This is a genomic window from Streptomyces sp. NPDC093801 (genome assembly GCF_040701585.1).
Classification (GTDB): domain Bacteria; phylum Actinomycetota; class Actinomycetes; order Streptomycetales; family Streptomycetaceae; genus Streptomyces.
The window spans coordinates 1-4,147 of record NZ_JBFBDP010000095.1 but is presented as its reverse complement, the minus strand read 5'-3'; the positions used below and the strand labels follow the sequence as shown (position 1 = coordinate 4,147).

Below are 4,147 nucleotides of genomic sequence, written 5' to 3'. Positions count from 1 at the left end.
GGGCAGCGCACCGGCAAGCGCCCGCCCGCCGATCCCACCCTGCGAGCCAATGGACCACGACGACCCGGACCGCTGCTACTGGTGACAGCCGCTCCATGATTCGGCTTGCCCGGCGACGGGCTCGTTGTCTTCCTGGGCGCCGTCGGGGTCCAGGTTCCAGCCGGGGAGTTGAGGCGCATCGGGTTGGTTTCCTGGCGCCATCGCGGCTCCGGCGTCCCGCCTCGCTGCGGCTCAGCGCCGAACCGGTGTCATGCCCAGTGGATGCCGAGCTTGGCGAGGGCGGCGTGTTGGTCGGCGTCGAGTTTGTGGCGTCGGGTTTTGGTGTTGGAGACCCACACACCCAGCTTCACGACCACCGGCTCCGCCTCACCTTCGACTGCGACCTCCTCGCCGTGGGTGCGGGGGACGGGCTGGTGGGTGCCTTCGCGTTCTACCCACTGCGCGAGGGCTGCTAGCCCTCGTTGGAACGCCTGCTGCGCCTTGCTCGGCCCCTTCCCCCCGCGACTGGCCGCGGGGGCGGGAGACGGCGCCTGGTCGGGCTGCACGCCCAGCGCGGTCAGCCCCTCCTGCTGCTCGGGCAGCAGTCGCACCCAGTGGGCTGGCTGCTTCTGCTGCTGGAGCCACCGGCCGACGTCGTCGCCGTCGAAGACGACGCCCGGCGCGATGTGGGGCAGGACGCCGTCGGCGTCCACCAGGTCCGCCAGGACCCGGTAGTGCCGCTGCCAGTCCAGCGGCCACGGGCAGTCCCAGTCCTTGTCGATCGCGGTCAGCTGCGCCGCGCGCACGGCGGCCCGGTCCGGGTCCTTGCCCAGGCCGTTCTTCGCGCCCTTGCGCCGGAGGTTGGCCAGGTGCTGCCCGACGGGCACCATGGCGTCGTCTTCGCCCCACATGGCGTCCTGCCGGGGCGCGAGGTGTCCGGTGGCTCGCCGGTACGAGCGCAGGGCGGCGAGCTTGGCCTCCCACGCTTCCTCGCCGGGTTCCCACACCATGCCGGCCTCCGGTGCGTCCAGGAGGACCTTGCGCCGGTCCTCCAGCTCCCCGGCGCGCAGGTTCTTGCGCTGCTGGTGCACCCACCGTCCGAGCGGGAAGGCCTTGGTGACGCCGACTTCGACTTCGACGTCGTACGGGACGGCGTGCAGGCCGGTGATGCCGTTCTCGGTCCGCCAGCGGATGAGGGCTTGGTAGCCCTCGAGCCACACCAGGGATTCGGGCCGGTACACCCGCGTACGGAGGAAGGCCGCGATGGTGGCGGCGTCGCGCGGGCTGGAGAAGTGGAGCAGGGCGGACTCGGCTGCTGCGTCGGTTCCGTCCTCCTGGTCCTCGCCCTCGCCGCCGGTGCCGACGATCTGCCCGTCCTCGTCGCGCCGGAGGTGGGTTTTGCGCTGGCCGTGGGTGTGGGCGCGGGAGGCGAGCTGCTCGACGAGACGGTCGTCATGACTGCGGAGGCCCTGGAGGACGGCCACAAGGGGGCGGAAGCTGGCGCTGGCGACCATGTCGGTGGGGTCCTCGCCGGGCTCCAGGAAGACCGGCACGATGATCCGGGCGATCTTCGTGGAGCCGTCGCGGTTGAGCCGGAGTGCGCGGCCGATGTTCTGGACGATCTCGACTTGGGAGCCGCGGGTGTCGGCGAAGCAGATCGCCTCCACCCCGCGCTCGCCGGTGATGTCGACGCCTTCGCCCAGGACGCGTACGGACGCGAGGAACGCCCGGTGAACGCGCCGGTTGTCCGCGTCGATGCCGCCTGCGAACTGCCGCAGGACCTCCCGGCGCTCAGCGACGAGGTGGTCGCCGCACAGCCACGCCGACCACACCCGGTCCGGCGGGACGTGGCGGCCGGCCTCCAGCTCGTAGAGCTCGGCGTCGATCGACGACTTCGGCAGCTTCTCCGCGGCGGCCAGGTCGGCGTCGGAGGTGTCGGTGACGTACAGCTCGGCTGCGGTCTGGGGCAGCTTCTCCGCGAACGCGGCCGCCTCCTCCACCTTCTGGTGGAACGTCATGACCGTACGCAAGTTGCACGCCGCGGCGTGCTCCAGGAGTGCGGCCTGCAGCAGCGCCAGGCGCCGGCCCCGCTGCGCCTCCTCGGTCTCGCCCAGAACGGGGGCGGGGTCGCGGATCTCCAGCACGTCGATCTCGAACCCGGCGAGGATCCCCCGCTCGATCGCCTCCGAGAGCCCGAGCTCGGCGATCCACGCGCCGTAGGTGCCGTTCGGGTCGTCGGCCATGCTCGCGATCTCCACCTCCTGGCTGCGAGCGCCTTTCTGCGGCCGGGCCGCGGCGAGGATGCGTGGGGTGGCGGTGAGGTAGAGCCGGAAGTCGGCGGGGATCCGTGCGTTGTCGTGAATGGCCGCCCAGGGTCGGCCGAGGTCGCCGGCCGTGCCGTGCGCCTCGTCCACGATGGCGAGGTCGAAGCCCGCCATCTGCTGCCCGTAGAGCCGCTCCCCGCCCGCCAGCGCGGCCTCCAGCGGCCCACGGACCTTCCGCTGGCCCTCTGCTGCGTCGATGTCTTCGCGGTCCACGAGGGAGGCGTACGTGGCGAACACGACGACCGGACCGGACGCGGCCCAGAGGGCGAGCTGGATCGGGTTGGTGGTGGTGCGCACGCCCAGCTCGTTGAGCACGGGGTCGTTTTCCAGCGAGCACACGGCGATCATCGGGGCCCGGTGGCCCACCAGCCGCCACGCCTGGGCGGTCTGCACGAGCAGGTCCAGGGTGGGCACGGTGACGAGGATCCGGCCGCCAGGGAAGCACTCCAGCGCGCTCGCGGCGGCCGTGATCGTCTTGCCCGAGCCGGTCGCGGATACGATCGTGCCCCGGGCACCCTGTGGAGGCACGGGTGATCTTGCAGGAAATCCGGTCCACTTTCGGAACGCAGATTTCTGGTCGATCTGGTGTTCTCGGAGCTGGATCAAAAGAAATCTCCCGATTCGGGAAGGACCTGCTCGACCGAAATAATCCGGTATTCGCCGTCCTGGTAGATGCTGCCGGGCCGGCTGAACATGCGACGGGCGTGCTCGACAGCCGCACCGGCAGACGCTGCGAACAGGTGGCGGACCAAAACCTCTTCGCCCGCAGAAGAGGCGGTCGCCCGGGCTGTGATCCGGTAGACGCGGAGCACCTCCAGGGGCAGGTCGACACCCGGCTGTTCGCTCCAGCTGGCCTCGGTGGCCTTACGCTGCACACGTTGTTCCTCCCGGCGCGCTACACGGCGGTCCTCTGCCGGGGAGTACACGGGCATCCGCTGCTCCGTCATGACGTGTGCGATCCGCTCCCATTCCAGGGCCTGAGAGGAGGCGATACCCAGCTCGGACGGCCGCCCCGGCTCCTCGGGTGCCTCAAGGGCCCGGTCCTCGCGGTCTTGGGCCGCCCGGCGCCGCGCCTCCACCTCGCGCAAAGTGAGTCCGGTGGCCTGTCTGACCACGGATGTTCGGGCCAGTTCGTCCGGATGGTATTCATAGACAGGCATCCAGAACTCCGCTCTCCATGAATCCGTCGGGCGTACCCTGTTTCTGCCAATGGTACATGCAGCCCCACTTTGATACAGGCACGCCCTAGACTGGACCCCGACACGAACGAGCGGTCGAACCAGTGATGTTCTGTGATCGGAGGACCGGTATGGAGCGCAGCGAGCGAACAGGAGCAGATCTGCTGCATGTAGTGGAGCAGGCGCTGAGGATTCGAGGGGTGTGGGAGGAGGTCGCCACGACCCACTGCTGTCGTCCGTCGGAAGAGGTGAAAGCCGGCTACGAGGCGGCCGCGGAACGCTGGAATGTCCAGCTCGACGAACGAGCCGTCACCCTATCGAGCCTGTACATTGGAGGGTCCTCCTACTGGGAGTGACCCCAACACACAGAAGGCCGCTCACAGCCAGCCAGCCGCGAAGCGGGCGAGCCCTGGAGGCGAAGCCGGAAGGGCCCGGGTGGGGGAGCGAAGCGGGCCCACCCAACGAGCCGAAGGCCCGGACCCCGTGAAACGGGGTCACCCAGGGCCGCATCGCGGCCCGTTCGGGATCGAGCGCAGCGAGACCCCGAACCTGTCCATGACGAAGGACCGCCAGGCCACGCGCAGGCAGACGCCGAGTGCCGCCTCGCTGGGGCCGTGCCCCGACGGAGCCACGCACGCCGTGGTCGGCGACGTGTCGGGGCACGGC

At 70.3% G+C, this 4,147-nt stretch carries 3 protein-coding genes; 1 reads left to right on the top strand and 2 read right to left on the bottom strand.

Annotated features, from left to right (window positions below):
- Window positions 1–248: 248 nt before the first annotated feature.
- Together AB0469_RS40910 and AB0469_RS40905 are read right to left on the bottom strand one after the other, a co-directional pair.
- Window positions 249–2,909 (bottom strand): Helicase associated domain protein, encoded by a 2,661-nt coding sequence (locus AB0469_RS40910; RefSeq protein ID WP_366456690.1) that lies wholly within the window; start codon window positions 2,907–2,909, stop codon window positions 249–251.
- Window positions 2,906–3,463, bottom strand: coding sequence for a hypothetical protein (locus tag AB0469_RS40905; protein WP_366456689.1), 558 nt, complete (start codon window positions 3,461–3,463; stop codon window positions 2,906–2,908). Before AB0469_RS40905 ends, AB0469_RS40910 begins: the two co-directional genes overlap by 4 nt.
- Before the next feature lie 149 nt (window positions 3,464–3,612).
- Here AB0469_RS40905 and AB0469_RS40900 point away from each other — a divergent pair, with 149 nt between their 5' ends.
- Window positions 3,613–3,837: a hypothetical protein gene (locus AB0469_RS40900; RefSeq protein WP_366456688.1), complete on the top strand. Its 225-nt coding sequence runs from the start codon at window positions 3,613–3,615 to the stop codon at window positions 3,835–3,837.
- Window positions 3,838–4,147: the final 310 nt, after the last annotated feature.